General features: G+C 62.6%; 27 protein-coding genes. 9 read left to right on the top strand and 18 right to left on the bottom strand.

The features are described 5' to 3' along the window. Position 1 precedes the first annotated feature (1 nt). Positions 2–1,681, bottom strand: coding sequence for an FAD-binding protein (locus HGA39_06685; protein NTW29030.1), 1,680 nt, complete (start codon positions 1,679–1,681; stop codon positions 2–4). 464 nt (positions 1,682–2,145) lie between these two features. On the opposite strand from HGA39_06685, the gene HGA39_06680 reads away from it, so the two are divergent. Beyond that, positions 2,146–3,618, top strand: coding sequence for a hypothetical protein (locus tag HGA39_06680; GenBank protein ID NTW29029.1), 1,473 nt, complete (start codon positions 2,146–2,148; stop codon positions 3,616–3,618). A gap of 401 nt (positions 3,619–4,019) precedes the next feature. Here the strand turns inward: HGA39_06680 and HGA39_06675 are convergent, their stop codons facing one another. The 3 genes from HGA39_06675 to HGA39_06665 are packed head-to-tail and all read right to left on the bottom strand — an operon-like array spanning position 4,020 to position 6,085. Beyond that, the gene (locus tag HGA39_06675; protein ID NTW29028.1) at positions 4,020–4,760 is read right to left on the bottom strand and encodes an ABC transporter permease; all 741 of its coding nucleotides are present in this window, start codon (positions 4,758–4,760) and stop codon (positions 4,020–4,022) included. 8 nt (positions 4,761–4,768) lie between these two features. Continuing rightward, a complete protein-coding gene (locus tag HGA39_06670; GenBank protein NTW29027.1) occupies positions 4,769–5,548 on the bottom strand; it encodes an ABC transporter ATP-binding protein in 780 nt (259 codons plus the stop codon). 6 nt (positions 5,549–5,554) lie between these two features. Then, complete coding sequence (locus HGA39_06665; GenBank protein NTW29026.1) at positions 5,555–6,085, bottom strand: transcriptional regulator; 531 nt, start codon at positions 6,083–6,085, stop codon at positions 5,555–5,557. Positions 6,086–6,245: 160 nt separating this feature from the next. Here HGA39_06665 and HGA39_06660 point away from each other — a divergent pair, with 160 nt between their 5' ends. The 8 genes from HGA39_06660 to HGA39_06625 all read left to right on the top strand — a co-directional run bounded on the left by HGA39_06660 (position 6,246) and on the right by HGA39_06625 (position 14,317). Beyond that, entirely contained in the window at positions 6,246–6,467 is a 222-nt protein-coding gene (locus HGA39_06660) for a DUF2892 domain-containing protein (GenBank protein NTW29025.1), read from the top strand. Between the two features lie 44 nt (positions 6,468–6,511). Beyond that, a complete protein-coding gene (locus HGA39_06655) occupies positions 6,512–7,018 on the top strand; it encodes a hypothetical protein (GenBank protein NTW29024.1) in 507 nt (168 codons plus the stop codon). After that, positions 7,015–7,323 (top strand): hypothetical protein, encoded by a 309-nt coding sequence (locus HGA39_06650; GenBank protein ID NTW29023.1) that lies wholly within the window; start codon positions 7,015–7,017, stop codon positions 7,321–7,323. Before HGA39_06655 ends, HGA39_06650 begins: the two co-directional genes overlap by 4 nt. A gap of 282 nt (positions 7,324–7,605) precedes the next feature. Then, positions 7,606–8,601: a tRNA dihydrouridine synthase DusB gene (gene dusB / locus HGA39_06645; GenBank protein NTW29022.1), complete on the top strand. Its 996-nt coding sequence runs from the start codon at positions 7,606–7,608 to the stop codon at positions 8,599–8,601. Between the two features lie 569 nt (positions 8,602–9,170). Beyond that, positions 9,171–11,003 carry a CBS domain-containing protein gene (locus tag HGA39_06640; GenBank protein NTW29021.1) on the top strand — a complete coding sequence of 611 codons (1,833 nt, stop codon included), beginning with the start codon at positions 9,171–9,173 and terminating at the stop codon, positions 11,001–11,003. A 7-nt stretch (positions 11,004–11,010) separates the two neighbouring features. Further along, a complete protein-coding gene (locus tag HGA39_06635; GenBank protein NTW29020.1) occupies positions 11,011–12,273 on the top strand; it encodes an Nramp family divalent metal transporter in 1,263 nt (420 codons plus the stop codon). A gap of 2 nt (positions 12,274–12,275) precedes the next feature. Beyond that, entirely contained in the window at positions 12,276–12,875 is a 600-nt protein-coding gene (locus tag HGA39_06630) for a 5-formyltetrahydrofolate cyclo-ligase (GenBank protein NTW29019.1), read from the top strand. A 170-nt stretch (positions 12,876–13,045) separates the two neighbouring features. Beyond that, entirely contained in the window at positions 13,046–14,317 is a 1,272-nt protein-coding gene (locus HGA39_06625) for an ATP-binding protein (GenBank protein NTW29018.1), read from the top strand. 54 nt (positions 14,318–14,371) lie between these two features. Here the strand turns inward: HGA39_06625 and HGA39_06620 are convergent, their stop codons facing one another. The 14 genes from HGA39_06620 to HGA39_06555 form a co-directional block, all read right to left on the bottom strand. Further along, the gene (locus tag HGA39_06620) at positions 14,372–15,505 is read right to left on the bottom strand and encodes a polysaccharide deacetylase family protein (protein ID NTW29017.1); all 1,134 of its coding nucleotides are present in this window, start codon (positions 15,503–15,505) and stop codon (positions 14,372–14,374) included. After that, complete coding sequence (locus HGA39_06615) at positions 15,506–15,991, bottom strand: YbaK/EbsC family protein (protein ID NTW29016.1); 486 nt, start codon at positions 15,989–15,991, stop codon at positions 15,506–15,508. It lies immediately after the preceding gene. A gap of 3 nt (positions 15,992–15,994) precedes the next feature. Further along, positions 15,995–16,591: a GNAT family N-acetyltransferase gene (locus tag HGA39_06610; protein ID NTW29015.1), complete on the bottom strand. Its 597-nt coding sequence runs from the start codon at positions 16,589–16,591 to the stop codon at positions 15,995–15,997. 74 nt (positions 16,592–16,665) lie between these two features. Next, positions 16,666–17,412, bottom strand: a complete 747-nt coding sequence (locus tag HGA39_06605) for a hypothetical protein (GenBank protein NTW29014.1) — start codon at positions 17,410–17,412, stop codon at positions 16,666–16,668. An 86-nt stretch (positions 17,413–17,498) separates the two neighbouring features. Next, the gene (locus HGA39_06600; GenBank protein NTW29013.1) at positions 17,499–17,981 is read right to left on the bottom strand and encodes a YtxH domain-containing protein; all 483 of its coding nucleotides are present in this window, start codon (positions 17,979–17,981) and stop codon (positions 17,499–17,501) included. A gap of 83 nt (positions 17,982–18,064) precedes the next feature. After that, the gene (locus HGA39_06595; GenBank protein ID NTW29012.1) at positions 18,065–19,024 is read right to left on the bottom strand and encodes a D-alanine--D-alanine ligase; all 960 of its coding nucleotides are present in this window, start codon (positions 19,022–19,024) and stop codon (positions 18,065–18,067) included. Further along, positions 19,021–20,292: a PLP-dependent aminotransferase family protein gene (locus HGA39_06590; protein ID NTW29011.1), complete on the bottom strand. Its 1,272-nt coding sequence runs from the start codon at positions 20,290–20,292 to the stop codon at positions 19,021–19,023. Before HGA39_06590 ends, HGA39_06595 begins: the two co-directional genes overlap by 4 nt. 305 nt (positions 20,293–20,597) lie before the next feature. Beyond that, positions 20,598–20,999: a hypothetical protein gene (locus HGA39_06585; protein NTW29010.1), complete on the bottom strand. Its 402-nt coding sequence runs from the start codon at positions 20,997–20,999 to the stop codon at positions 20,598–20,600. Beyond that, complete coding sequence (locus HGA39_06580) at positions 20,999–21,499, bottom strand: DUF4405 domain-containing protein (GenBank protein ID NTW29009.1); 501 nt, start codon at positions 21,497–21,499, stop codon at positions 20,999–21,001. The genes HGA39_06585 and HGA39_06580 overlap by 1 nt, the downstream gene beginning before the upstream one ends. A gap of 217 nt (positions 21,500–21,716) precedes the next feature. Then, positions 21,717–22,190 (bottom strand): hypothetical protein, encoded by a 474-nt coding sequence (locus HGA39_06575; GenBank protein ID NTW29008.1) that lies wholly within the window; start codon positions 22,188–22,190, stop codon positions 21,717–21,719. Positions 22,191–22,205: 15 nt separating this feature from the next. Beyond that, positions 22,206–22,460, bottom strand: coding sequence for a hypothetical protein (locus HGA39_06570; GenBank protein ID NTW29007.1), 255 nt, complete (start codon positions 22,458–22,460; stop codon positions 22,206–22,208). After that, positions 22,457–22,819 carry a hypothetical protein gene (locus HGA39_06565; protein NTW29006.1) on the bottom strand — a complete coding sequence of 121 codons (363 nt, stop codon included), beginning with the start codon at positions 22,817–22,819 and terminating at the stop codon, positions 22,457–22,459. Before HGA39_06565 ends, HGA39_06570 begins: the two co-directional genes overlap by 4 nt. Positions 22,820–22,945: 126 nt before the next feature. Beyond that, the gene (locus HGA39_06560; protein NTW29005.1) at positions 22,946–23,431 is read right to left on the bottom strand and encodes a hypothetical protein; all 486 of its coding nucleotides are present in this window, start codon (positions 23,429–23,431) and stop codon (positions 22,946–22,948) included. A 414-nt stretch (positions 23,432–23,845) separates the two neighbouring features. Next, positions 23,846–26,605, bottom strand: coding sequence for a UPF0182 family protein (locus tag HGA39_06555; protein ID NTW29004.1), 2,760 nt, complete (start codon positions 26,603–26,605; stop codon positions 23,846–23,848). Positions 26,606–26,623: the final 18 nt, after the last annotated feature.

Below are 26,623 nucleotides of genomic sequence, written 5' to 3'. Positions count from 1 at the left end.
CCTATGCCTTGTGCGAACCTGCCACCCAGCCCATCACGCATGTGGGCCCGACACAAGAACCACCGCCAGGATAGGCAGAACCGAACGGACTGGCAGCGGTACACCCAACAGCGTAGAGTCCTGGGATGACCGAACCGTTCACGTCGATGACCTGAGCATTGCCGTTAGTATTGAGCCCACCAGACGACCCAAGCGATCCTGGGTAGATGGCAACCCCGTAGAACGGTGGCGTTGCGACCGGCGCAAGACAGGGGTTCTTGAGATCGGTCCTGTTGGAGGTATCCAACCCAGCGTCCACCATGGTGGCGGTTGTCGACAGATCAAAGAAGTGCTGACCTCGCTGCCAGACTGGATCCACTCCCTTGGCTGCATTCACATTGAACTCGGCGAGTTCGGCCGTCAGCCCAGCCGCATCGATTCCGAGTTTGGCAGCCAGCTCATCGAGCGTATCTGCCTTCGTCACGAAGCTCGGCACATCGCCGACCTTCACTCCTCCTGGCAGGGGGTAGTACTTCGCATAAGTGGCATCCATGATGGTGAAAGCAGGGATCTGCCGTTCGAATGTGCCCGAGTTCCATGCCTCGAGTGAACGATTGAACACGTGATAGGCCGCCGACTCGTTTCCGACTCGACGTCCGAGTTTGTTGACAACAACCGCACCCGGCTTGCCGCGGTAGAAGGCAAAGTCGCACAGGAGGAACTGATCATTCTGGATTTCTGTGGCCGAAAGCTCCTTCGAGAGATAGGCAGCTATGCCGTAGTAGCTCGACATGTTGGCCAAAGACGCTCCTATCTCCATCCCCATTCGGTGACCGTCACCCGTATCGGTCTTGACAAGCATGCTGTTATACATGCGAACGGGCAGGAAAGCTGTGCGCATGGCGTAGTTGTGATCGAAGCCGCCGGTCGCCAAGATGACCTTCTTGGCTTTGATCTTGATCTCCGCTCCGCCAGTCTGTGCCACTAGACCGATCACGGCGCCACTGTCATCCTGGATTAGTCTCTTTGCCTCGGTTTCGAGCATTGTCTCAACGCCATGCTTGTCGCACAGATACTTCACCAGTTTCCATGTTGGAATTGAGACCGGCAAGGTCGGCTCGACGTCTTCGCCTGTGATCGCCTTGAAGCTCTTGACGTCATCGATAAGGACAGGGCGACCGCTTGGGCGGTAGCCCGGGAGGTCGTAGTAGGACTGATAGTACTTGCCCCCCATAGCCACCAGCCACACAAAACCATACGTGTCCCGACTCCATTCTAGAAACTTGGGCCCGTTGTCCAGATAGGACGTCGTGAGTTCTTCCGACGCTTTACCCTCGGTCACCTGGCTTAAGAACTTCAGAACGTCCGCACGATTGTCCTCTATACCCTGCGCCTTCTGAGCGTAATTCTCCGGAATAAAGAGGCCTCCTCCTGAGATCGCGGAAGTACCCCCAAAGACGATGGCCTTCTCGACAAGGAGCACCCTGTCGCCTTTGTCATTCGCTGCCAGAGCGGCCCAGCCCCCTCCGCCCGAACCAGCCACCACTGTGTCGACCTCTTTATCCCACTTGATACTATCGGTTGAGGGTACTCCGCCCACGTTGGAACACGCCGCCAGAGCGCCGACCGATGCCAAACCGGCACCGACAATTGCGGCTTCCTTGAGGAAATCCCTGCGGGATACCTCGCTCTTACTCTTCATCCTTGTCTCCTTCTTCATGCCTTCTCGTTGGTTGATCCCTCTTCACACCTTCTTGCTGATCAATCTCGATCTCTAGTCTTCGTCGACACACCACTCCCATCGTCTCAGCCGATCATCGTGATTCACCCCCGAAATGCCGGCTCCAAGCTTGCGAGAACAACGGCCTCCAAGGCGCCGCGGAGAGCATAGGCGTCTCGATCTTGCGCCCGAAACCCACAATTGCAGGGTATTCGACAGATCTGAAATCGGGAGAGGTACCCCAAATGATGGGTCGTTGAGCAATCGAAGCCCGGGAGCATCCCCCAAATGATGGGTATCTCGGCAATGGAAGGCTTCGACGTGGCATTGGTCGATCATTGTGAGACAATATGGAGAATCCCTGCGAGCAGTCGGCGCGGAATATGCTTGGGTGTCCGCGAACGTCTGGAATGATTCTCAAGAAGTGTGAAGAACAGGAGAGGCCAATGGCGCCGTATCTCGCCCACAGACACGGGCGCACTGAGTCGGCCTCAAGGGAGACCCCTCCGCTTTATCTTCTTGGATTCGGGCTTCTGTTGTCGTGGTGGTTCGTCCAGTACAACAGCTCCGCAGCTCTGCTCTCGCCGCAGCCGTCCACCAGCCAAATCAATACTCTCCAGATGTGGAGTTTGGGCGCCGGAGTAGTCGCGGCACTCGCCTCGATATACTTGGCTTCGAGACTCATCCGCTTCAACCGAAAGCGCTCGGTCATCTGGGGGGCACCCCTGTTCGCGAGCACGGGAATCGTGCTCACTGCGGTCTCGTACCTAGGAGAACGTCAAGCCGGCGTCTTGGCAATTGCCGGGGCGGTGCTCTCAGGCACAGCGCAGATCTTCTTTCTCGTCATGTGGGGCGAGGTATACGCATCGGTCGGGACTAAACGCGCGCGGGTGTTCACCCCAGCCTCCGTGTCCATTGGCTGCATCGGGTACCTCCTCATTTCATACCTGTCCCCTATAGCGGCCACTGTCGTGACCTCGATATTGCCGCTGCTGTCTGCCGTTGCTTTGTCCGCGAGTTCACGTGCGCTGCGGCCGGAGGCGCCCCCCGACCAGACGCCCGACCGGACCTCGTTCCCTTTGCCTTGGCAACTCGCAATGAGCATCGGGATCTTCGGGCTCGCACAAGGTCTCATGCCGCGGCTTGCAGTACCCGTAGACATTTCTCTCTTCGACGCAGGGAATCGTCTCGCGATCCTTGCGAGCGGAATCATCGCTTTGGTTATGCTGATCGGCGCACTCGTCTTCTCGGGTAGCAGAGTCCCCCACCTGAGCTATCGTCCGGTCTTACCATTCGTAATCGCCGCTTTCTTGGCTCTCCCCTTCCTTGGGCCTCGATTCGCGCTCCTCGCGAATGCAGTAGTCTTGGCAGGTTGGCTGTACTTCTTTATCTTGTTCTGGACCTTGATGTCCGACTTGTCATTCAGCTTCCGGCTGAGACCGGCGCGAGTATTTGGCTGGGGCGGGCTTCTCTCGTGGTTCTCCATGCTTGTTGGCACAGCAATCGGAGTCACGCTTTCCGAGAGAACCGACCTCTCACCTGAAGTGTTGACCGCAATCTCGCTTCCATTCGTTTATGTCCTGGTACTGATGACCATCTTCATTCTGAAGGAAGGAGACCTTTTCAGCACATGGTCCTTCTTGAAGGTGAGCAGGGCAAATGGCCACCTCGAAGATGCATCTGCATCCGTTTGCGCTGAATTGTCGGCTCGCTATGGCCTCTCATCACGAGAATCGGAGATCCTCGCACTGCTTGCGCAGGGCAGAAGCGTCCCCTTTATAGCAGGCGAACTCCATTTGGCTCGGAGCACAGTTCAGACTCATGCGAAACACCTCTACGCCAAATTGGACATCCATGCCAAGCAGGACCTTCTGACCTTCGTCAAAACATACCAAGACGGGGGATCTACAGCAGGGTGATCACCCAAGCAGCGTTGCAGACGATCCTCTCGCAACTGCGCCGCACCCCCTCCCACGACCGTCATCAATAGGCGCCAAGAAGACTTGGCGCAGGAACCGCTGACGTGCTCCGAGCCTGATTCCCCCACCCTAATGCCCATGTTGGCCGCCTCCGGACCCGGCTTCGCCTTCGAACCGCCGCTTCTGGGAGCAAAGACACCCTTCCCGCGCTCGCGCATGCATGTCTGCGCCAGCGTAGTTCGTGCCCGCTCTGTGGCGCCTCTGACACACAAGGCACGGCAATGCCATATGTGTCCGAAGATCGCGCGCTATCACGTACCAGAATCCCATAAACGCAGGGTAGCCCCTTCTGTTTCACAGGCGGTTTACGCAGCTTCATGGTGCCAAAGGGCATTTGGAACCTACCTCGCCGCGCGCCTCCAGCGCGTCATCCGCGCTTCCAGAAGGTCGAGCGCTTCGTAGAGCACCACACCCAGAAGCGCCATCGCGATGATGCCGGCAAACATGCCCGGATAGTCGATGCGGCCCCACGAGTCCACGATGAAGTATCCCAAGCCGTTGGTGCCGGCGATCGACTCGGCGATGAAGAGCACCGCAATCGCGGTCCCCATGCCGATGCGCAGTGCCGTGAAGACCTCTGGCAGAGCGGCGGGAACCACCACGTGCCGGTATACGTCCAGCCGGGTTCCGCCCAGCGAACGCACGGAAAGCACGCTCGCCTCGGGCACCGCTTTTGCGGCGTCGCGCGCCGTCACAAGAATCTGGAAGAACACGATGATCGCGATGAGGATGATCTTGGGCGCGTCGGCCAGCCCGAACAGCACCAGCAGCACCGGCAGAAAAACGATCTTGGGAATCGGATACGTGAGAAAGATCAGCGGCGCGGCCACCGCGTCCGCGCGCGGCGCTCGGCCCAACACAAGCCCCAGCGGCACCGCCAGCACCGTGCCGATCGCCATCGCCGACATCACGCGCCACAGGCTGATCAGCGTGTGCGGCCACAGCGTGCCGAGCTCGGCCGAGAACGCCTCGATCGCGATCACCGGCCCCGGTAGCGCCAGCGAAGCCACGACCGCAGCTAGCGCAGCCCACCCGAGCAGCAGCACGACAGTCGCGCCCGCGTAGCCCAGCACCTTGCGCAGCAAGCCGCTCACAGCGCACCCCCGCCCGCGTGCACGGCGCCCTCGGCGGCCAGGATCCCGCGCAGCCGCGTGGCGGTCGCGTGAAACTCCTCGCTCGCCCGATACCCGTCGCCGCCCATGCCCGGATTGTCGACGATCGCAGCCACCCGCCCGGGGCGCGGCGTCATCACCACGACCCGCCTTCCCAGAAACACCGCCTCTTCAATCGAGTGCGTGACGAGCACCTGCGTGTGCCCGCGCCTAAGCCACAGCTCCAGCAGGAAGTCCTGCAGGTCCTCCCGCGTCAGCGCATCGAGCGCCGAGAGCGGCTCATCCATCAGCAGCACGTCGGCCTCAAGCGCGATCGCCCGCGCGAGCGCCAGACGCTGACGCATCCCGCCGGAAAGCTCCCCCGGGTATGCATGCGCAAAATCGCCGAGACCCACGCGCTCGAGCGCTGCAGCCGTCCGGCTGCGCACCTCCTCGCGCGCAACACCCCGCAGCTTGAGTCCGAGAGCCGCATTGCGCTCGACCGTCTTCCACGGCAGCAGGCCGAAGTCTTGCAGGATGAGCGCCGTCTGGCGCCGCGGCCGCAGGGCCGCTTCGCCACCCACGCGCACGCTCCCCCGGTCGGGCTGAAGCAGCCCCGCAGCGAGCAGCAACAGGGTTGACTTGCCGCACCCGCTCGGCCCGATGATGGCAACCGGCTCGCCCTCGGCGACTTCGAGCGACAATGCGTCGAGGGCGTGCACGGCTCGGCCGGTGCCCTCGTACGTCAGGTCAACTCTGTCGAATGCGAGCGATGCCATGAAGCGCTACCCACGATCCGCGATCGAAACCTCGACGTCGACGTTCGCGTCTTGCGCGGCGTCCTCGAGCGCAGACATCCAGTCGGTCTCGGCAAGCGAGGGCGGGACGAGGATGCTCGCCACCATCGTGAACAGCGGCGTCCCCGTGACAGAGGCCTGGACAGTGCTCGTCTCCGCGGACTCGATGGTGATGCCGCTCGACGAGAGGCCGGATGCGATTCCGTAGACGATTCCTTCGTGATCGGCGCCGCTCACGACGACGCGGTACCCCGCCCAACCTTCATAGGCAACGGCAGGTGCGGTCTCTGAGACTGTGACCTTGTAGCCTTGCGCCGAGATGTGCGCGAAAGCAGAATCGAGCTTGCCGAGACTCGCCTTTGGCAACGACACCAACGCGAGAATGGCGAATTCGCCGCCGAGCCGTGCCATGCGGCTTGTGCCGACATTGCCGCCGAGATCGAGCAGCACGCGCGTGACTTCCTCGACGATGCCCACGCGGTCGGTCCCAGTCAAGGTCAGAACGATGTCGGTGCGCATTGATTGATGTCCTCTCGGCCGTTGCGGTCGTGCTTTGTACACCATAAGCGCAGGCCGAGGATTCGCCAACTGATGGCGGTCCCCTTTTGCCCCAACGATGTCCGAGGCAAGAGGGGTATATAGAATCAACGGTCCCTGCATCACTCGAAAGGACACCACCGTGAAGGTAAACGAGTCCACTACCGATCGCGTCATTCGTGCCATCGTTGGCGTACTGGCGATCGCGATAGGTTACCTGGTCTTTCTGGGAACCACGCTGGCGATCATCCTCTACGTGATCGGGGCCATTCTGATCTTCACCGCTGTGACCGGGTTCTGTCTTCTGTACAAGCTGTTCGGCAATTTCAGCACTGTGAAGCATACGCGGCGACCGCGCGGCTGACGTGCGCGCGTCGAGACATCGATAACGGATTGGAGATGGCAGCATTGAACGAGACTGAACCGCAGTCCCCCGCAAAGCCAGCAAAGAAGGTGCACTCGCAGCGCCTCAATTGGTACCTGCTTTCTGCGGGCGTTCTCACCGTCGCATTCGGCTTCGCGCATGCAGCCTGGGGCGAACAGGGTGTGATCGCGGAGGTTCAGGGTTCCACGTTGACCCAACTTGTGCGGACGAGCACAGCAATCTCGTGGCATCAGCTCACGGTCATGCTCCTGCTGGCCGGCGTAGCGTTGTTGATCGTGTCGATAGGTTCGCGAACGAACTTGACGACGTTTGTAGCGGGATTCTTGCTCGCCGTCGTTCTCGGCGACGTTGCAGTCTTCGCCTACTACGCGGCACAGTTCCCCGAGATCCTTGGCTCAAACGCCCCACAACTGGTCATACTCGCGGTATTGATCGTGTTGCTGGTGCTTGGACTTTTCACCGGCCGTGCGAAAATCCCTGCAGAAGAGCGTGCGGATAACCGCGAATCCTCGGCCGAGACGCCTTCATGACCACCGACCTTACTTCGTTCCGGTTGCCCGAGCCTGTCGTGACCCGTCTCTCTGCGCTTGGTGATGCCGAGCGGATTTCGGCCGCCGTCAACACCGCGCTCGCCTCGATCCTGGCCGCCGAACCCGACGATCGCGTCGCCATGATGCGCGATGCGCTGCCGCTGATGGACGGCCCGCTTACCGAGACCCCCGCGCTGGCGCTCGACTCAGCGACCCTTGAGGCTTTCAACGCCTATTGCGCCGAGAAGGGCCTCAAGCGCGATGTGATCGTAGCGGGGGCGCTGAGGCGACAGTTGGCGATGTAGGCTTCTGCTACGCCCTTCGCTGTCTGATGTGAGCGCTCGGTCGGTCGGACTCCCGACAACGACAATGTCAAGGATCTGTACGGCCCCGCTGAGACTGAGACTCATCGGGTTGACATGTAGTGTGCCGGTCGGTGACGGTCGTGCGCGAAGGGAACGCTATTAAGAGTTGGGGCGTATTTCTTAATAGCGGAAGGCGTTATTAAGATTTTGTTTCCGTCCGGGATTCGCCCAGCCCACCAGCTGACCAACACGCAGCGATCGATCTCACGGTATCATCGCCCCATGACTTCCCCCACCGACATTCGCACGCTGCTCGCCGCCGGCAACGTGGTTCTCGGCCCCATGGCCGGAATCACCGAGGCGCCGTTCCGCGGCATCTGCAAGCGCATGGGCGCCGGACTCACGTTCACCGAGATGGTCAGCGCGACGGGCCTGCACTACAACCCCGACTCGGCGATCTCGCGCCAGCTGCTGGCGATCTCGCCGGATGAGACGCCGTGCGCGGTGCAGCTCTTTGGCGCCAATCCGCGGAGGATGGCCGAGCAGGCTCACGCAATCATCGAACGCCACGGCGCGAACATTGCGCTGATCGACATCAACATGGGCTGCCCGGTCTCCAAGGTCGTCTCCAAGGGCGAGGGTAGCGGCCTCATGCGTACTCCTGATCTCGCTGCAGAGATCGTGCGGCAGGTCGTAGCCGCGTGCGGCGTGCCGGTCTCGGCGAAGTTCCGCAAGGGCTGGGACGATGACACGGTCAACGCCGTCGAGTACGCGCTCGCCATGCAGGAGGCCGGCGCTTCGGTGGTCACGGTCCACGGCCGCACGCGCGAGCAGTTCTACCACGGCGAAGCCGACTGGGACATCATCGCGGCGGTCAAGGCGGCCGTGGACATCCCCGTCATCGGCAGCGGCGACGTGTTCTCGGCGGCCGATGCGAAGGCGATGCTGGAGCGCACCGGCGTCGACGCCGTCAGGGTCGCGCGCGGCGCGCAGGGCAACCCCTGGATCTTCCGAGAAGCCCGCGCGCTTCTCGACGCCGGCGTCGAAATCGCTCCGCCCACCGCTCTGGAACGCATCGACATGGCGATCGAACACGCCGAGGCGCTTCTCCAGTTTGGCGGCGAGCGCGCATTCATCCGCATGCGCAAGCACGTCGCGTGGTACGTGCACGGCATGCCGGGCGCTGCCTACGTACGCGGCCGCGTGAACGAGGTTCGCAGCCACGCCGAACTGATCGAGTTGCTCAGCGAGTTCAGAGAGCAGCTGCTGCAAGCGTGACGCGCCAGAAGCCGTTCGAATCCGTCTCCCTCTCCCCCTCCTCTTGCCCTGCGCCCTCTCACGGTGTACTCTGACCTGTGCTTGGCACCTGCGGAAACGCGGTCCAAACTTTGACAGCAAGAGAGAGTCTGCTCCGTCCGTTATGGTGCGGCTCCTGCTCGAACACAGGCCACTGCCCGGAAATGTCGAGAGACGCCAATGGGTAGAACAGCCCTCGCCGGCTTAAGGCGAAGGCTAAGGTGGCTGGGTTCGTAGAGGCGGGGCGTTTCCCGCTGCGTCGACGACACCACGCGTCGCGCGCCCTACGTCGAGCAGTGCCTAATCCAACAACGAGGGATGTGAGCGGTGAGGACCTGAGGCCTGTACTTCGCCCATGTTCTCTTTGCGTGAAAGCGCATAAGCCGCCGCCCCTCGTCTACAAAGACGCAGGGGCTTTTTGTTGCCGCCAAGTCCTGTAGCCGAAAGACAAGGGTCTTCGTGAAACCACACAGTCCGTAGACCCTCTCAGGCGCCAACCGAGTCTTCCCTCGGCGGCCCTTTGAGGGGACCGCAATAGAGGGAGAACCGCCGTGATCTACCTTTCCCAGATGCTGGGCAAGCCGGTTGTGGATGCCACAGGCACCGCCATCGGTACAATCAACGATATCGCGATCGCCACGGGCGAGGTCTTTCCCCGTGTGACGTCGCTCGCGTTCAAGGGTCCTGATCGAACGCCGTTCATGCTGTCGTGGCGCAAGTTCGTCGAGGAGTTCGACGGCGAGCGGATCACTCTGAACGTGCCCGCGAACGAGATCCGCTTCAGCTATCTGCAGCCTGACGAGGTGCTGCTGCACCGCGACCTGCTCAACAAGCAGATCGTCGACACGCAGGGCATGAAGGTCGTGCGCGTCAACGACCTCAAGCTCTCCGAATCCCGCAACCAGCTGCGTCTTCTCGGCGCCGAGGTGGGCGCGCGCGGACTGCTGCGCGGCATCTCTCCGGTGCTCGAGAACGCTGTCTCGGCGGTCGTGAAAGCGTTCGGCGGCGAGCTGCGCGAGAACCTGATCGCGTGGAACTACATGGACCTGCTCGACCGCGACCTCTCGCAGGTCAAGCTGTCGATCACGCACAAGCGCCTGCACGAGTTGCACCCTGCCGACGTCGCGGACATCATCGAGAAGCTCAACCCCACGCAGCGCGCGAAGGTCTTCGAGCACCTCGACAACGAGCAGGCCGCCGATACGATCTCCGAGCTCGAAGACGAACTGCAGGCCGACGTCATCGACGACCTCTCCGAGCGCCGCGCCTCGGCCCTGCTCGCCGAGATGGACCCGGACGACGCCGCCGACATCATCGGCGACCTGCCCTACGACAAAGCCGAGAAGTTGCTGCGCCTCATGGGCGTGGAGGAGTCGAGCGCGATCCGCGGGCTGCTCGGCTACAAGGAGAAGACGGCCGGCGGCATCATGACCCCCGAGGTCACCACCGTTGCTGAGGAGATGACCGTCGCCGAGGTCCTCGCCCAACTGCGCGCCGAAGCAGGCGAGCATGAGAGCATCTACTACATCTACGTCGTCACCGCCGGCCGACACCTCACCGGCGCCGTCTCGCTGCGCGACCTCCTGCTGGCCGAACCGACCACACTGGTCTCCGACATTGTCACGCGCGAGCTGTTCACCGCGCACGTCGATGACGACCAGGAAACCGTCGCCGAATACATGAGCAAGTACAATCTCCTCGCGATGCCGGTCATCGACGAGACCGGCAAACTGCTCGGCGCCGTCACCGTCGACGACGCGCTCGACGTCCTCGAAGAGGAGGCCGATGAGGACCTCGCGATCGCGACCGGCTCCTCCGGCGCACGCGGCCTCTCGATGGGCATGGCCGGCTGGTTCCTGCGTCGCAGTTGGTGGATCGCAATCTGGGCGGTCGCCGCAGTGGCTGTCATCAGGCTCTCCCCACATCTCTCGGGACTCGGCGGCGGTGTGCAGCTGATGCTGCCCGCCCTCGCCCTCCTGCCGATCGTACTCCGCATCGCCGAGGACGCCGCGCAGCGGGCGATCGCAACCATGATCGAGGAGTCCGAAGCCTCGGAGCGCATGAGCCTCGGCCGGCACCTGCTCAACGACGGCGCCTTCGGGTTGCTGCTCGGCATCATTGCGGGCAGCGTCGTGTTCGCGGTTGCGGACCTCGCGTTAGGCGAACCGCTTGGCGCTACTGTGCTTGGCGCGATCATGGGGATCTCGATCTGGCTCGTGCTACTCGCGTCTGTCGGCGTCACGCACTACAGTCGTCGTCGTATGGAAGCCGACATGCGCGTGTCCGGCACCACGATGAGCATCGCCATGATGGTTCTGGCGGCCGTGGTGTTCTTGGCACTGACGCTGGCGGGCGGCATTGTACTCGCCACCGCCGGAGCATAGGGCCCAGATGAAGAGCTTCGCCGTCACCGACACCGTCAAGAAGCGGGGGCGCCTGCTGGCGCTGCTTGCCGCCATGGGGCCGGGCATCATAACCGCCTCTGCAGGTAACGACGCCGGCGGCATCTCTACGTACTCGGTCGCGGGTGCGAGCTTTGGATACGCGACGCTGTGGCTGGTGCCGATCATGACGGTCGCCCTCGTGATCGTGCAGGAGATGGCGACCCGCATGGGCTTGGTCACCGGCAAAGGCTTCGCGGCGCTGATCCGCGAGCGGTTTGGCGTGCGCCTGACGCTGTTCGCGATGATGGCGCTGCTGTTCAGCAACGCCGCCACCAGCGTCTCCGAGTTCGCCGGCGTCGCTGCCGCCGCCGAGATCCTCGGCGTACCGCGTTTCGTAGCCGTCCCCGTAGCTGCTGCAGCGGTGTGGCTGCTCGTCGTTCGCGGCAGCTACCGCCGGGTCGAGAAGGTCTTCCTCGCGCTGTCGGCAGTCTTCCTCACCTATGTCGCGGCAGCGTTTCTCGGCAAGCCGGTATGGGGGGACGTGGCTCATGCCACCGTCATCCCCCACTTCATTGGGACGCCCGGGTTCGTGCTGCTTGTGATCGCGGCGATCGGCACGACGATCGCACCGTGGATGCAGTTCTTCGCGCAGGCCAACGTCGTCGACAAGGGCCTGACCGTAGAGGATCTTCCCCACCAGAGGATTGACGTCTACGTTGGTTCGATCGCGGCGTGCTTCGTAGCGTGGTGCATCATCCTGACCACCGGCACCGTGCTCTTCAAGAACGGCATCTCCATAACCTCCGCCGAGGAGGCCGCCCGAGCGCTCGCACCGGTGGCCGGCCAGTACGCGTCGGTCCTGTTCGCCATCGGGCTGCTCGGCGCGTCTCTTCTTGCGGCGTGCGTGCTGCCGCTGACCGCTTCGTACGCGGTGACCGAGGCGTTCGGATTCGAGCGCGGCGTCGACCGTACGTGGAAGGAAGCGCCCGTCTTCAACGGCATCTACACGTTCGTGATCGTGTTCGGTGCGGCGTTCGTGCTGCTGCCAAACTTGAACCTCATCGCGATCATGGTGTTCTCGCAAGCGATCGGTGGCATTCTGCTGCCCTTCCTGCTCATCTTCATGATGGTGCTCGCCAACGACCGCCGGATCATGGGCAGCTACGTCAACGGGCGGATCTACAATGTCATCGGCTGGACGACGGTGCTGGTCGTGATCGGCCTGACCATCGCCCTCTTGGTGATGCAGGCGCTCGGAATGGGAGGCTGACGATGGCCGCCGAGAACACACCCGGCTCCCCCGCCGCCGAGAAGCGCGTCCTGCGCGCGCAAGCCCGCGCGGTGCGCGACGCGCTCTCCCCCGAGGCGCGCGCGTCAGCTGCGGACTTGGTCGCCCGCGCGCTATCCGCGCTGCCGGAGTTGGCGACCGCGCGCGTCGTGCTCGTGTACGCCGCGCTGCCTGCCGAACTCGACCTCACCCCGGCGATTGCGGCCTTCCGCGCACGCGGCGTGACCATCGCCTACCCGCGGGTGGAGCCTGACGGAGTCCTCGGCATACATGCGGTTGCGCGAGAAAGCGAGCTGGTCTCGGGGCCCTTCGGACTCGTCGAACCCGCAGCGGATGCTCCGCGCGTCGCCCCGGAAGACCTCGACGCCGTGATCGTCCCCGCGATCGCCTACGACTCCTGCGGCTTGCGGCTTGGTTACGGCGGCGGCTACTACGACCGGCTGCTGCCCACCTTGCGCCCAGGATGCATCCGAATTGGCGCCGTCTTCGACGAGCAGCTCCTCACCGAGATCCCCGCCGAGCCCCACGACCAAGGCGTCGACTTGGTGGTCACGCCGACGCGGGTGATCAGGACGACGCGGTAGGATGGTACTGCGGCATGACCGCTGTACCGCACTGCGCGAGTGGGTAACCTCTTGTCGCCGAGTCACTCCAAATTCGTCAATCTTGGTAGTCCGAATTTGTTAGTTTATAGTGTCCATATTGCTTACTTGTGCTATTATGGCAGCATACTCAGTTTGCTAGGGAGTATTTGATGGCTGACAGGATAACGTATCTGCCGCGTATCGCCGACGGCGAACTGGCTACCCTGTTGAGAACATCAGGGGCCGTCCAGATCAAGGGTCCCAGGTGGTGCGGAAAGACATCGACCGCTGAGCGACATTCCGCGAGTCAGGTATACATGCAAGATCCCGACCGAAGCGCCGACCTCCTAGCACTTGCCGACATGCAGCCGTCGCTTCTCCTCGAAGGGAATTCCCCTCGCCTCATCGACGAATGGCAGATGGCACCGCAGCTGTGGGATGCCGTTCGCTTCGCAGTCGATCGTAGCGGTGAGCCTGGCCGTTTCATCCTGACAGGCTCGTCCGTACCCACCGTCCAACCAGCCCATTCGGGCATAGGGCGGATATCAACCTTGGTTATGCGCACGATGGCGCTGTTCGAATCAGGGGAATCAAACAGTACCGTTTCGCTTTCGACGTTGTTCGAGGGCTCACAGGGTATCGGGGCTATGTCGGGACTCACAGTCCGGGACATCGCGTTCGTGATCTGCCGCGGCGGTTGGCCCAAGGCCGTGCTTGAGACCGATGCACAATCCGCTTTGAGGCATGCATACAACTACGTCGATGGTCTGGTCAACTCTGATATCTCCCGCATCGATGGCGTTTCTCGAAACGCCACTCGCGTGCGCAGGCTTATACGCTCCTACGCACGCAACGTCGCATCACAGGCGAGCATCGCCACCATCAGAGCCGACATGCAGGAAGACGAAGGCGCCCTTGCTCCCAACACAGTGATCGACTACATCGACGCCCTCGCCCGAGCCTATGTAATCGAGGACCTAGAAGCGTGGAATCCCGCGCTACGCTCGAAGACAGCTATCAGGACGAGTCCCACACGACACTTCGTAGATCCCTCGATCGCCGCAGCGACACTGCGAATCGCACCGGAAAGGTTGCTGCAGGACTTTGAGCTCTTCGGTTTGCTCTTCGAGTCCTTGTGCGTCCGAGATCTCCGCGTGTACGCCGCGTCAATCGACGGTGACATATTCCACTATCGCGACAAGACTGATTTAGAAGCCGATGCCGTCATCGTGTTGCGTGATGGGAAATGGGCCCCTGTGGAGATCAAACTCGGCAACGCCGGAATCGATGAGGCTGCCAGACATCTGCTCGCGCTGAAAGACAGAGTGGACACGGCGAAGATGGGTGCGCCGTCTTTCCTGATGGTGCTCACCGGAACGCAGGCCGCATACAGGCGTGATGACGGCGTACTGGTTGTGCCGCTGGGGTGCCTGAAGCCCTGAATCTACTCGCCCGCGTGCTGTCCGCGCTGCCGGAGCTGGCGACCAAGCGCGTCGCTACTGGACGCTCAGCAGCTCATCGACCGTGACGAACGTGTACCCTCGCGCGGCAAGCGCGTCGATGATCGTCGGAAGGGCTGCGATCGTCTGGCTACGGTCGCCTCCACCGTCATGCATCAGGATCACCATCCGCTGCCCGGTGTTCGCGGTGGCATTGCTCACGATACGGTTCACGCCGGGCCTGCTCCAGTCGAGCGTGTCGACGTCCCACAGCACGACGCTCAGCCCCAATGCCGCAGCCTGCTGCCGCACCGTGGCGTTGACCCCGCGGTAGGGCGGTCGAAAAGCCGTGGCATGCACACCGGTTGCGTTCTCGATGGCCTGCTGGCCGCCGACAAGCTGGGATTGGATGGCAGCCGCAGGCTGCTTCGAGAGATCCGGATGGCCGCTCGTGTGATTGCCGATCTGATTCCCCTCGGCGGCGACCCGTAGGGCCAGGCCCGGTGACTTCTGAACATATGTTCCAACCATGAAGAACGTCGCATGGACCTGCTTCTGTGCGAGGATATCGAGGATCTTGTCGGTCTGCCCTGGCCATGGGCCGTCGTCAAACGTAAGCGCCACCAGCTTGTCGGCCGAGGTCGGCGGCGAGTGCAGGATCGTCGTGTTTCGGACAGGCTCAACCGTGATCGTCGAGGCGACCTCGCGCGTGTAGATGCCTATGGCAAGCTTCGCCTTGCCTGGACTGCCCGGCACGACACGTACTATGGGACCGGTTCCCTCGACCACCGTAGTGACCGGGATGGGGACTTCGACGTTGGCGAGGGGCTCCGTGATGTCCTCGCCACGCTCGCTCTCGATCACGTCGCCGTTGCGGACGCAGCTGTCGCTCTTCGCCGGAACACCGTGGATTCGCACTACCGGCGGCTTCCCTGCTCCGGGAGTGATGACATTCCCTTTCACCGAGCGCAGCGAGCCGGCCTCGGCAACGTATCCTGCCTCGATTAGCTTGCTGACCGTGGTCCTTGCCGGGACCGTGCGGGGCGTGCCGTCGATGACTACGGAGACGGGACGCAGCAGATTCCAGACAGCCAAGCCGCACACGGCCGTCACGACCAGTGCGGACAGTATGATCAGCCCGACTCGGCGGAACTTCATGCGCGCTGCGAGAGCACTGCCGCTTCCCTCCACTTATGCCGAGATCCGTTCGACTTGTGCACCGCAGAGCGCGAGCAACTCCTCAAGGCGCATCCTGACCATGGAACTGGGCGTCCCCGCGGCCGGGTACACGATCTCGAATCGTGAAAGCGAATCATCTGCCAACAGTGGAAGTCCCGCGGGCAAATCGAACGGCGACACTCCGCCGATGGCGTACCCTGTCGCCGACCGCACGGTCTCGGCATCGGCGAAACGCGCGTCAGAGCCGCCGAGCAGCTCGGCGATCGCGGCGGCATCTCCTCGACGGTCACCGGCTACGAGCGCCACAACCGGCCGATCGTCGACCACGAACACCAGCGACTTCACGATCTGGCCAAGCTCGCAGCCCATCGCGTCGGCCGCCTGCTGGGCGGTCTTCGTCGGCTGTTCGAACTCGAAGAGCCCGTCGTCCAGTCCCCTCTCGGCGAGAAACGCGCGTACCCGCTCAGCCGAGCCGGACTTCCTCGATCCGTTCGCCATCCGCTACCCTTCGTCAATCCACGATGCCGGCGCCCGCTTGGGTGCGCGCAGCGGAAACAGCAACGATTCGAGCACCGATTCGAGGTTGTCCTGCCACATCACGAGAGAGCGCAAGTCGAGCTTCAATAGAGGATACAGCGGGTCGGCCTTCGAGACCCGGAAACCATTTCGCGCGAGGAACTGCATCGACGGCATGGGCATGTCGTCAAGTCTCGCCGCCACGTCCGTGAACGCGAAGGCCTCGACGCGGCGCTCGCCCCTCGAAACGAGGTCACGCAAGGCGGCCCGAAGCAGTACGGTCCCGAGCCCCCGGTGCCGGGCATCCGGCGAGATGTGCAGGCATGTGATGATCGGCACCGAAGGGTCACTCGGCGCGGCATGAAACACGGAAGCCTGAGGGAAGTACCTGCTCGGCGCGTACTTCACGAAGCCGAGAATCTCGTCGTCCTCGTAGGCGACCCGACCGCAGTCTCCCCACTCGTCGGTAACCCGGCGATGCCATGCGTGCTGCAGGTCAACGTCGCAGGTCGAGCCGCAGCGGCGCTCGCGTTCGCCGGCGCTTTCCCAGAAAGCGCAGCCGCCGCAGCCTGCTGGAAGCAAGCCGAGGTCTTCAGTTGAAAGAGGTCGAAGTCTGCGCGCCATCTCCGCCTGCCAAGGATCCTAGTTCGAACCGGCTACTTCTTCTTGTCGTCAGGAAGCCCGGCCGCGTCGATGACCTGTTTGGTGATCGACCTCAGGAACTTGCCGGTCTTCTTGGCCGTCTTGCTCTTGGCGGCGACCTTCACCGCGGACTTAGTGTACGCCGCAGCCGTGCCGACCACCTTCTTGGTGGCATCCACAGTCTTGGCCGCTGCCGCGCCCGCCACCGCAACGCCGCGGCCGGCCGCGCTGGCCGCTCCGCCACTGACTTGGATGGAAAGTGCGTCTTCCTTGACCACGACAGCCGAGCCGTCCCAACCATTCACGTATGCAGCCGGCATGTCCACCACGCCCAAGGCGACATCGGCGGTCATGCCCTGTGTGACGCCAAGGCCGTTCAGGTGCCCGTCGTCAGGGTCAAACACGCCGTCACGAACCGCGCCGAGAACCTGGCCCGACTCGGTTTTCACGGGCATGCCCATCCAGATGACGCTCTTCTCCCAATCGATCCCCAAGCGCTTGGCCGCCGGCTTGTCCCATGCAGCGGCGCCATCGACAAGGACGCGGTCCTCAAGAATCCGGGTCCGGTCAAGCGCCACGATCACGTCTCGGCGACGAATCAGGAAAAGCAGGTCGGGACGTGCGACGAGGAACCCGACCACCCTCGCCTCCGTGGGATGAAACAGCACATCGACGACACGCCCGATACGCTTGCGCGTGCCGGTGCGCTTGTGTTTGTCGCCGTACACGGAATGATGATCGACTTCTCGAAGCGATCGCACGTGTCTCTTACCTTTCGAAAGGCAGAACCGGCCCTCGACAATAGAGAAGGACCGGTTCCTAGCGTACCACGCAAGACGAAAACGGGCTAAGCCTTCGGTGTGCTTTCCGGTGTATCGGCCCCAGCTGAATGGGCTGCTTTGGCGACAGCCTCCAGCGTCTCCTGTGCTTTCTCGGAAACGGTCTCGACGCCCTCTTTGGCAGCGCCGGCAGCCTTGTCGACAACATCCTTGACCACGGGAGTGTTCTCGGCAATGCGGTCTTTGGCGACCTCGGCAGACTTCGCGACCTGCTCCTGCAGCCTCACGCGCGCTTCATCGATAACGGTGCGCAGTTCTTCGCTCTTCTCGACCGCAGCGTGCTTGCCGGTTTCGACAGCGTCCTCAACCTTGCCTAGGCCGACGGCATAGAGATCTCCCGCTTCGCCCCAGTAGTCGCTTGCCCGGTCCACGATCATTTGGCGAGTCTCCACACCTGAGTGCGGCGCGAAGAGCAGGCCGAGAACCGCGCCCACGATTCCACCGACGATGAACGATCCGACCCCCGAGCATCCGCGCCTGTGTCCATGCATTCGAAAGCACCTCCATGTTCGATGCGAACCCTTATGATAGCGCAAAACTGAAGAGTATCCTTCTCGCCTTGCCCCGCGTTGTCCTATGTACCCGATTCTGGGCGAGCGAGAGCAGATTCGACCAATCCCGATACAACTTCCTGGAATGTCAGCCCCAACGCCTCGGCCGCCATCGGCAGCAGTGAGGTCTCAGTCATGCCCGGCGACGTGTTGCATTCGAGCACGAACGCGCGGCCCGTCTCGTCGATCACCATGTCAACGCGGCTCACGTCGCGGCAGCCCAACGCGACGTGCACGTCGCGCGCGATCTTCTCGGCAAGACGGGCCGAGTCGGGCGAAATACGCGCCGGAACGAAGAAGTCGGCTTCGCCGGGGGTCACGCGCGCCGAGAAGTCGTAGAGGCTTCCCAGGGGTACGATCTCGACGGCGGGCAGCACCTTCGCGTCCGGACCTTCGCCCAGCACCGACACCGCGAGTTCGGTGCCTTCGATCCAGCGTTCGACGACCGCCGAAGTGTCGTAGCTGAGCGCCTCGAGCAGCGCATCGACGAGTCCATCGGCGGAGTCAACTCGGCGCAGGCCCAATGCCGACCCCTGCCGACCCGGCTTCACCGCAACAGGAAAGCCGCCGAGCACCTCGGGGATGAGATCGAGCGCCGTGGCGGCACCCATGTCCTTGAACGCGTCGGAGGTCAGCGTGATCCATGCGGGCGTGGGGATGCCGCGCTCGACGAAGAGGTGCTTCGCGACGGATTTGTCCCACGCCAGCGCACTCGCCACAACCCCCGGGCCCGTGTACGGCACGCCGAGAAACTCGAGCAGTTCCTGGATGGTGCCGTCCTCGCCGTACTTGCCATGCAGCGCGATGTAGGCGGCATCGGGCCGCTCGCTGCGAAGCGTCTGCACGAGGTCGGCGGTGACGTCGAGCGGCAATACGCGGTAGCCGGCCGCCGTGAGGGCATCGCTCACCCGCCGGCCGCTCGCAAGTGACACCTCGCGCTCAAGCGAACGCCCACCCATCAGGACCGCGATCTTCGCTTTCATGCCGCCCCCTCCTCACGTGTCGTCAATGCACCGGCGGCGATAAACGCCCGGTACAGCTCAAGTCTGTCTTCAAGCACCTCGGCCAGCCGGCGCACTCCCTCGGCGATGGCCTCCGGCTCGGCGTAACAAAACGCGAGCCGCATGCAGTTCTTGCCACGACCGTCGGGATAGAATCCGTCACCGGGGGCGTAGGTCACGCCGCGTTCGACCGCCTCGGCGAGGAGCATGGAGCAGTCCACGAACGCGGGCAGCTCGATCCACACGAAGAAGCCGCCGTCGGGCTTGGACCAGCGCGCCTCAGGCGGAAAATGCTCCTCGAGCGCAGCCAGCATCGCGTCACGACGCTCGGCATACGTACGCGTCAGCTCCTTGAGCACCCTGCGCCAGCGAGTGCCCTGAAAGTAGCGCTCGGCCGTGACCTGAGCGAAGTTGGACCCGCACAAATCGGCCGCCTGCTTCACCAGAAGAACCTTCGCCAGTATCGGCTTGGGCGCGATGACCCAGCCAAGGCGAAGACCCGGAGCGAAGATCTTCGAGAACGTGCCGAGATAGATGACCTCATCGTCAAGCGAGCGCAGCGGCTTCATGTGGCCGCCGTCAAAACGCAGGCGCCCGTACGGGTCATCCTCGATCACCGGTATATCATACTCGCGCGCGAGTTCCAGAAGCCGCCGACGCCGCTCCGGCGACATGGTGACTCCGCCCGGATTCTGGAAGTTGGGGATCGTGTAGATGAACTTCGCGCCGCGCGGGCCGAGTTCGTGCAGCAGCGTCTCGAGATCGTCGGTACGCATGCCATCCGCGTCGAGCGACACGGTGCGAATCTCGGGCTGGTATGCCGAGAACGCCTGCAGTGCGCCAACGTAGGTGGGCCCCTCGGTGATGATGACGTCGCCGGGGTTCAGGAACGTCTTCGCGAGCAGATCGAGGGCCTGCTGAGCACCCGCCGTGATCAGGATGTCGGACGGGGCGATGCGCACGCCGATCTCGGCCATGAGGTCGACCACGAGCGTGCGGATCTGTGGGCGCCCGTCGCTGCCGCCGTACTGCAACGCCGAGGCTCCCTCGTGAATGATTGCTTCGCGCGCGGCCGCAGCCACGGCGGTGGATGGCACCAGCGAAACCGCCGGCATGCCTCCCGAGAACGAGATCATGTCGGGCCGAGAAGCTGCCGCGAACAGATCGCGGACAGCGCTTGAGCGGACATTGGCGATGCGATCCGCGTAGCGGTCGCCCCAACGGTCGAACACGATTCGTGCGTACCCCATGCTTTCCACCTTTGCCGGAAAACAACAAACCCCCTCCGCCTGATTGGGCGAGGGGGCATTCGCGGTACCACCAATCTTCGTCCCCCCGCGCCGGTGAGCGACAGGCGGGACCTCAATTCCCGATATACCGGCTCGGGGCCGACCCGCTTCCTCGGCGTCTCTTCGACTCCGGTCTGGCAGGGGACTTGTGGAGGGGTGGCTGGGCTGATGGCGCCCTCTTCCCTCACGTCCTTGGTGCTCTATGCAGCCCTCGCGGTCGCCCACGGAGGTGTGGCGAGCACGATAGCATCCATGCAGGCCAGGGGTCAAACGACACCCGTACGAACTGCCCGCCGAGCGCGAGTTGCGGCGAAAGCGGCCGCGATTCCGACAACGCTGGCAATGATGCTGATCTTGACCAGAGTCAGTAGTATCTGAGAGAGCCCTTGCACCAAGGACGCTCCACCTTTGCCTCCGTGGAGTTCCGTCCCCCCGCTGCGCGCGCCTGAAGGCAGGGTCCGAGTCCCGTCGGCCACCGCTGCGTCGGATGTCTGGCCTTCGGCGATGCCCAACGACGCGCGTTCATCGGCACTGCCGGCACTAATGGCGCCGCCCGATCCTCGGCCTGCGGCCAACGACGTCGGCAACGACTGTAAAACGAAGTAGACAGCTCCCGTGATCACTACCACGACCACAAGGGCGCCGACAATCCGCATGAGGGTCCGCATCACGCTTCACTCCTTTCCATCGCCGGGCGGGCGGGTACGACGACTTCGTCCGTGCGTGTCGACGGGGAGAACCAGTCGGCCAAGACGCGGAAGATCCACCGCCAATGCATGCCCAGGTGCACCGCGAACGCAAGGATCGTCGCATCGGCCGAGAGCGCGTGCAGGGTCCTGGCGACGCCCAAGCCGGCAACCGTGATCCCCAGCGTCGGCAGCACAGACTCCGAGATGAGGATACCCGTCAGCATTACCGTGACGAATGCGACGAGCAGTACCAGATCGACCGCAAAGTTGATTCGCCGAGATGCCATCATCTTGCGAAACAGCCGCGTCGCCGTTCTCGCGCACCAGCCCCAGTTCAGCACCAGATGCACGAAGAGCGTGAGCGCAAGCGCGACACTCAGCCACTCGTGAATAGCGATACCTGTCGCCGCCGGACTGTTCGCAAGCAGCAGGCTTAGGAAGGTCACCGCATCGATTGTGAGCCTGAGCCGATTCGACATCGGAAGCCTCTTTCCGCCTCGCCGAGGTTTCGTGCCGGGTGCTGTATCAGGGGGGTCAGCACCCGGCACCATCAGTCTGCCGCAGAGACAAGGGATGCCGCATCGGCCTGTGGTGCCGTTATTGAGTACGCTCCAGGGGGTGTTTGGCGAGCCGGCTACGCCGAGAGAGGTACAGCACGAGGACTGGCATGAAGAACATCCATCGAAAGACGGCGCCCTACGTCGGCCGCTGCCTGACCGTCAGCAACCGAGCCACGACGCTGTCGACGTCAGGCTCCTCGGCGACCGCACTCATCAGCCAGTCCACCATCCGAGCCGCTTCGCGCAGTGCACCGAGCGCGACCAGATCATCGTCAAAGCCCAGACGGACACGGAACACGCCGGGCCCGTCCTCGGCGAAGTCCCAGACAGTCTCGCCGGAGAGTGTGCGCGGCGAACCGGAGAGCGCCATCAACTCGAAAGCGATGTGCTCAAGAAGATGCGGGGTCTCGGTATCCGCGAGTTCGGCGAGGATACCGTGCGAGGAGCCGTTATCACACGTGTGGCGCAGAAGACCGGGCAGGATGCGGATCGCTCGCGCGCCCAAACCTGGAGACGCGGAGGTGCGAACAGGTGCGCCAGCGGGGACGCGAACCAGCACTTCGATGACGGCGGATCCAACCTCGATCCGCTCGATCTCGAGAATCCTCACGAACGTCGTTCCCGCCTATTCGGCCGAATCGAGTGAGTGCAGCACGGCCCGGCGGCCAGCGAAGTAGGCCAAGGAAGCCGCAGCCAGCACCACACCCACTACAACCAGCATTTTCCGAGTCGCGGATTGCTGTACGACTTTGTCGGCGACGCGCCGACTCACGCTGGCGGCAAGATCGCCGATTTCCTCGGCTCTGCGCTTGAGATCCTCCACCGTGATGGGCTCGGCTTCCGTGACAGCAGGCGATTTGTGCTTCATGTCTGCGTTCATTTCTGCATGCTCCTGATCTTGACGGAAGTAAACACCAGCGAACCTACCAGTAGGACGGCGCCGATCGTGGCAAGCGCGCCGATCCAGCCGAGCCACTCGGCAAGCAGCAAGAGGGCCGCAACCGAAAGGAAACCCAGTCCGAGCACGGCCAAGCACGCGGCGGCTATCGACGACGCAAGCACGAGGCCGAGTTTCTGCAGCGGCAGAATGACCTTGTCGCGCATGAGCGCGGCCGCCTCCTGCCGAAGCCAGTTCACCAGCATCTGAAGCAGATCGGCGATGGCGTCGACGAGGGTTTCGGGTTTTGTTGGCGGAACCTCGGGCTGGGCCTCGGGGGCAGCGTTTTCGTCTTCGGTCATCTTCTCGGTTCTCCTTGCGGGCCGCTTAAAGACACGTCACAACTGAAGATACCCCAAAAGGAAGACCGCGCCGAGGTCTAGTGGGCTCTGGCGTCTTTTGTGTGTGGCTACCGACGCCTCGCGTCTCTAGTACCAGTTGAACTGGTTGCTGTGCAGGAGCGCCTCTGTGGGCGTGCCGTAGCGATCGATGACGTATTCAATCGCACGCTGGGTGTTCCACCGGGGATCGTTCCACACGGCCCCTTCGCACATACTCTGATCCAGCTGGAACATGCCCAAGTACTTGCCCGACCTCGAGTCGGGATTGTAGCGGCTCTCGCGATAGGCGATCGTGAGAAGCGCGTTCGTGTCGGCTTCACCGTACCCATTCTCGGCTGCCACCTGTTTGATCACTTCAACAGGGTCGACGACCAGTGGGATTTCCGGATATGCGGCCTGTATGACCGCGTTTATCTCCGCGATGCTGAGTCCATCGGCCTTCGCTATCCGCCTGAAGGCTGTGGCGCCGGGATTCTCGGCCGCGCTTGCCGACGTGACGCCGGTGCTCAATACCACAGCAAGCGCCAGGGGGGCAATGAGCGCGAATACCAATGCACGTTTTGAGCTGTTCAAATATGTCTCCAAACCTCGACTACAAGGACGTTAGACGACGGCTCGGAGGCGAAACGGACGGATAAATGCCCTAGACAGCAGAAACGTTGAGTGATGAAGAAAGCTGCCTCGCATCCGGCACGACAAGCGGCTACCACCGTCGTCAAGTGCCAGAGAAGCGCTATGCTCTTTTGGCTTGGACCTGATGTATCTGTTCTCGGTTGTGCTAACGAGCCTTGTGAGGGCTCGCCTTCAGGACCGATCCGATCGGACTTCGTTTGTCGGCATCCGCTTCGCAGGTCCCTCGGCCGTTCCGATCGTCATCCGGCCGAACTCTGCGGTGCCACGTGCAACTGCAACTAGCGAAGTATACCAAATGTTACGAAAGCGACAAACTCGGGGGGGGCCCTGACAGGCCCCCCGAGCGTGCTTGCGCTACTTGGCAGCTGCCGTTGTCTCCTGCCCTGCAAGCTTGCTCAGCAGATCGCCGAGCTGCTTGATCTTGTCGCCGTATGTCGCCCAGTCGCCGGCCTTCTGCGCGGCGATCGCGTCGTTGTAGAGCTTCTGCGCCGCCCCCAGGTCAGCCGATGAGCCCGAGGATGCTCCCGGGGTCCCGGTCGTCGGCGTGCTACCGCTGCCGGCCGCCTGGCCGAACACCTTGAGCAGCGCAGCTTGAAGCGTGCTCTCCATCTCGACCTTTTCGGCGTACACGACGATCACGCGGGTCAGTTCTGGAAGCGCTGTCTGCTCCGCCTGGAGGTAGAGCGGCTGGATGTAGACGATCGAGTTCTTGATCGGGATCACGAGCATATTGCCAAAGATGACTTGGCTGCCGCGCTGACTCCATAGAGAAAGCTGGGGAGAAATAACGGCATCTTGGTTGATGCGGGCACTGACCTGCGACGGGCCAAGGACCACGCGCTCTTTGGGAAACAGGTACACCGTCCGTTCGCCGTAGCCGTCGGGATCGCAGTTGACAGCCATCCAGCCGATCATGTTGTCGCGGTTGCGAGGCGTGAACGGCTGCATCATGTAGAAATGTTGCTTGGTCTGGCCCGGCAGCGTCATGAACACGAAGAACGGCTGCATCGCAGCGTTCTGATGCACGCCGGGAATCTCCCACTGATCCTCTTTGTTGTAGAAGACGCGCGCATCCGTCATGTGGTAGGTCCGGTAGATCTCGGCCTGTGCTGAGAAGAGATCCTCGGGATAGCGGAAGTGCTCGGCGAGCTCCTCAGGGACCTGCGAACCGTCGAGTACGAGTGATGGGAAGACTTTGCGCCACGCTTGCAGCACCGGATCTTCCTCGTCAAACGCGTAGAACTTCGTCTCGCCGTTGAACGCATCGACGGTGACCTTGACCGAGTTGCGCATGTAACGGATGTCCGGGGCCGTGGGCAAGCCCTCGGAGTATGGGAACCACTCGGCGGTAGTGTACGCGTCGATGACCCACTGGATCCTGCCGTTGACCAGCACCGGATACGGATCCTTGTCGTACGTCAGCCAAGGAGCGAGTGCGTTCAGGCGAGACTTCAGATCGCGGCGCAGAAGGACGCGGCTGTCCGACTTCACATAGTTGGAGAAGATGACCTGGCTCGATCCCAGGTTCAGCGCCCAGGCCAGACGCCTCAGCGGAGAGCCGATGGCGACTCCGCCGGTGCCGTCATACTCGTAGTAGGCGTTGGCGTCGCCCTCGGGATAGTCGAACTCCTTTATCCCGGTGTCGACGATCGCGTAGTCGGTGGTGGCCTCACCGAAGTAGATGCGGGGCTGCTCGGTCTTGAGGTCGGTTGTCGTCTTCGGCGGAACATCACCGATAATGAACGTCGGCATCCCGCGTGAGTCGGCACCGTTGACGGGACTCATCACAAGCCCGTACCCATGCGTGTACACGAGGTGCTGGTTGACCCAGGTCTGCGCTTGCGAAGCCAGCATGCTCGAGTTCATCTCACGCGCAGACACGAGCACCTGCTGTGCTACGCCGTTGATGGTGTAGCGGTCGACATCGACATCGGTGAACTCGTAGTACGGGCGAATGGACTGCAGCTGGGCAAAGGACTGCCCCACGATTGCCGGATCCCACAGGCGCACATTGGAGAGCGTGGTCGGGTCGGACACCACGTCTGTTGCGGTCAGGCTCTCATCGGCAGCGAACGTCGTTCCCTTCACGTCGGTGAGATTGAATGCCAGCCGAGTCATGGTGATGTTGCGCTCGATGTAGGGCGCCTCGGCGGCCGCTTCGTTGGGAGCGACGATGAAGGCCTGCACCGCCGCCGGCCATGCCCAGCCGAGCAGAATCGATGCGACGACCCACGCGCTCACCGAGATTATCGGCAGGCGCCATCCTTTGTAGCGAATGTTGAGCAGCAACCCGACGGCAACCAGCGCCGAAATCACGATCAGGATGACGTATGCGGGGAACTGCGCGTGAACGTCCGTGTAGCCGGCCCCTATGATCTGGCCGGTCTGCGAGAAATCGAGTTTCCAGATGTCGAGCCAGTATCCGAAGCCCAAGGCCAAGACGAAGAACGCCATCAGAACGGAGAGGTGCGCTTTGACGTGAGGTGCGAAACCCTTGAGTCGGGCCCACGGCTGAACGGCACCGTCAACGACATGCACGAAGATCGTGAGCACGAACGTGAGAACGAGAATTCCGACCAGCCAGCTGTAAAGCAGGTCCAAAGCCGGCAGCTGGAACACGAAGAAGCCGACATCCTTATTGAATTGAGGGTCGTTGTAGCCAAAGGGCACGGCCGACAGCGCGAGCCTGAACGTCTCCCAATGCGAAGCCATGTCCAAGCCCACAAAGAACGCGAGCACCGCCGAGCCCCACAGGACCGCCTGATCCAGCACCGGACCGAACCTGCTGCGCAGCTGCTCGGCAAAATAGCGGATCTGTTCGGTGGCGGGGTTTGGCTCGGGAGAACCGACTGCAAAGACCCTCGGCGCCATCCGGCGCGCGATGCGCATGTTCACGAACAAAAACACAAACGTGATCGCGGCGAACACCACGCCCGTCACGAACTCCGACACGAGCCGCGTGACAAAGACCGTGCTCTGTCCCAGATCGGCGAACCACAGCCAGTCGATCCATGTTCGCGCGCCCCATATGACGAGCGGCGCCACAACGAAGACCAAGACGGCAGCGAGGACGGTCCACCAGCCCCTGCTGACACGATGCGTTCTTCCAGCCATTCTGATCTCCTTTGGCGA

The sequence above is a fragment of the Coriobacteriia bacterium genome, from assembly GCA_013336165.1.
GTDB lineage: Bacteria > Actinomycetota > Coriobacteriia > Anaerosomatales > JAAXUF01 > JAAXUF01.
This window is presented reverse-complemented; position numbering and strand designations above follow the sequence as displayed.

What these genes read in the sequence shown, in the direction of transcription:
- HGA39_06685 (NTW29030.1), bottom strand. Translation starts at nt 1,681, where the DNA reads ATGAAGAGTAAGAGCGAGGTATCCCGCAGGGATTTCCTCAAGGAAGCC.
- HGA39_06680 (NTW29029.1), top strand. Translation starts at nt 2,146, where the DNA reads ATGGCGCCGTATCTCGCCCACAGACACGGGCGCACTGAGTCGGCCTCA.
- HGA39_06670 (NTW29027.1), bottom strand. Translation starts at nt 5,548, where the DNA reads ATGGCATCGCTCGCATTCGACAGAGTTGACCTGACGTACGAGGGCACC.
- HGA39_06665 (NTW29026.1), bottom strand. Translation starts at nt 6,085, where the DNA reads ATGCGCACCGACATCGTTCTGACCTTGACTGGGACCGACCGCGTGGGC.
- HGA39_06650 (NTW29023.1), top strand. Translation starts at nt 7,015, where the DNA reads ATGACCACCGACCTTACTTCGTTCCGGTTGCCCGAGCCTGTCGTGACC.
- dusB (NTW29022.1), top strand. Translation starts at nt 7,606, where the DNA reads ATGACTTCCCCCACCGACATTCGCACGCTGCTCGCCGCCGGCAACGTG.
- HGA39_06635 (NTW29020.1), top strand. Translation starts at nt 11,011, where the DNA reads ATGAAGAGCTTCGCCGTCACCGACACCGTCAAGAAGCGGGGGCGCCTG.
- HGA39_06630 (NTW29019.1), top strand. Translation starts at nt 12,276, where the DNA reads ATGGCCGCCGAGAACACACCCGGCTCCCCCGCCGCCGAGAAGCGCGTC.
- HGA39_06625 (NTW29018.1), top strand. Translation starts at nt 13,046, where the DNA reads ATGGCTGACAGGATAACGTATCTGCCGCGTATCGCCGACGGCGAACTG.
- HGA39_06615 (NTW29016.1), bottom strand. Translation starts at nt 15,991, where the DNA reads ATGGCGAACGGATCGAGGAAGTCCGGCTCGGCTGAGCGGGTACGCGCG.
- HGA39_06600 (NTW29013.1), bottom strand. Translation starts at nt 17,981, where the DNA reads ATGCATGGACACAGGCGCGGATGCTCGGGGGTCGGATCGTTCATCGTC.
- HGA39_06595 (NTW29012.1), bottom strand. Translation starts at nt 19,024, where the DNA reads ATGAAAGCGAAGATCGCGGTCCTGATGGGTGGGCGTTCGCTTGAGCGC.
- HGA39_06590 (NTW29011.1), bottom strand. Translation starts at nt 20,292, where the DNA reads ATGGGGTACGCACGAATCGTGTTCGACCGTTGGGGCGACCGCTACGCG.
- HGA39_06585 (NTW29010.1), bottom strand. Translation starts at nt 20,999, where the DNA reads ATGCGGACCCTCATGCGGATTGTCGGCGCCCTTGTGGTCGTGGTAGTG.
- HGA39_06580 (NTW29009.1), bottom strand. Translation starts at nt 21,499, where the DNA reads ATGTCGAATCGGCTCAGGCTCACAATCGATGCGGTGACCTTCCTAAGC.
- HGA39_06570 (NTW29007.1), bottom strand. Translation starts at nt 22,460, where the DNA reads ATGAACGCAGACATGAAGCACAAATCGCCTGCTGTCACGGAAGCCGAG.
- HGA39_06565 (NTW29006.1), bottom strand. Translation starts at nt 22,819, where the DNA reads ATGACCGAAGACGAAAACGCTGCCCCCGAGGCCCAGCCCGAGGTTCCG.
- HGA39_06555 (NTW29004.1), bottom strand. Translation starts at nt 26,605, where the DNA reads ATGGCTGGAAGAACGCATCGTGTCAGCAGGGGCTGGTGGACCGTCCTC.